Source organism: Prevotellamassilia timonensis (genome assembly GCF_021531665.1).
Lineage (GTDB): Bacteria > Bacteroidota > Bacteroidia > Bacteroidales > Bacteroidaceae > Alloprevotella.
The window spans coordinates 1-1,480 of sequence record NZ_JADYUH010000108.1; the positions used below are offsets into that span (position 1 = coordinate 1).

The window sequence follows — 1,480 nt, forward strand, 5'->3', positions numbered from 1 at the left end:
CAAAATCCTGAGCAACTTTTTGTTGCTCAGGTACTTAAAAAGTTATATTTGTAATAGTGTTGCGGAATTAAGGTGACAAACTATTTGTCGAGGATTCTGAATGGGAAGAAGAAGGAGATGGCATATACTCCATTAAATTTATGCCACGGGAAACAGGTACTGTGAAGTTGGCAATAAAGAATACTTCTGATGGATTGTGGTATTCTTGTGTTGAATATAAAGTTAAAAGCCCTAGTCAATCTGATTGGGATAATGTTGAGGTGTATTATCCTTTAGCAATACCACAAGCTAAAAGTGTAAAAAACTTAAATGCAGATAAGTGGAAAACTGTTGGAGTAAGTGAGACTCAGCTTTTAAAAGCTTTGAGACAGACAGATTTCTCCGAACTACCAGATATTTATACTGGTAAAGGGCAAAAGTTTACTGTTGAAACTATTCCAATGAAGAAATATCTGACTGCAGATAAGATATATGAGTTTACTTTCTATCCCAAATCTGGCGTTAAATGGGCTATGGTAAACAACAGCCAGTGGTATTACGATTGGTATGAACATGATGATGGAAAATATACAATGATGGTATCTCCGAAACGAGGGAAATTAACATTATATGTTCAATTTCAAGAGAATGACTCGTATTGGCCTGCTCTAGAATACATAGTTCAATAAAGAATCTATTATGACATTCTGGATAAACGCACTATTCTGGATAGCGATTCTTCTGTGGTTTTTGAACGGGCACTATAGTATATCATACGACTATCTCAGAAGACGATATGACGAGCATCTTTCCGCAGAGCCTTTTGCGGGAAGGTGTTTCGTGCTTGTACGTTTGGGACTACCACTTGTGGATTGGCAGGAGCGGTGGAACAGAATCGACATTGATGAGTTGATAGATGACGTTAGAGGGAGTGCTTGTTGTAAACGTGATCGGGTGTTTATACGTTGTGTTCTCCCGATTCTGAAATTGAAGCGTAGGTTCCCCTCAAAAGAATGGATGCCCATTCGCTCAATGTGCAACTTGATAGGCTACTTCTGTTATGAAACTCTCTATGCGGTATTTGCTTTAACGGCATTCATTGCTGTCGAGTCATACTTTTATGTGGATAAATACATCGGCTATCTTGACGCCACAGAACACATACTATTCTACGCTATTCCACTTGGCATCTTTACCGTTGCCCTTTTTATCATCAACAAGATAAAGAAAACAGAACTATGTTGGTCACAAGCTTTCCTTGCTTTCATCATCTCATTTTGCCTTTCATATCCCACATCATTCTTCTATGACTGGGAATACGCAAAGGACGAATATGAATCGGCAATGGAGGACGAATATGGAGAAGATTGGGGAGAGGTGATTGAAGAAATGGAGGAAGAAGCCGCTGCAGATTCATACTCTGGCGGCAGCACTGTTCGCCGTGTCTGCCGTACTTGCCCAACTGGGTGAAATTTATCCTTCCTGGTATAACCATGTATAA

General features: G+C 39.5%; 2 protein-coding genes. Both read left to right on the top strand.

Going from position 1 to position 1,480, the window contains the following annotated elements; all coding sequences use genetic code 11:
* Nucleotides 1–140: 140 nt before the first annotated feature.
* Nucleotides 141–668: a hypothetical protein gene (locus I6E40_RS10545; protein ID WP_235387207.1), complete on the top strand. Its 528-nt coding sequence runs from the start codon at nt 141–143 to the stop codon at nt 666–668.
* Between the two features lie 352 nt (nt 669–1,020).
* The gene (locus I6E40_RS10550; protein ID WP_235387209.1) at nt 1,021–1,449 is read left to right on the top strand and encodes a hypothetical protein; all 429 of its coding nucleotides are present in this window, start codon (nt 1,021–1,023) and stop codon (nt 1,447–1,449) included.
* Nucleotides 1,450–1,480: the final 31 nt, after the last annotated feature.

Excerpts from the sequence above, each read along its gene's own strand:
- I6E40_RS10545 (WP_235387207.1), top strand. The coding sequence starts at position 141 with ATGCCACGGGAAACAGGTACTGTGAAGTTGGCAATAAAGAATACTTCT.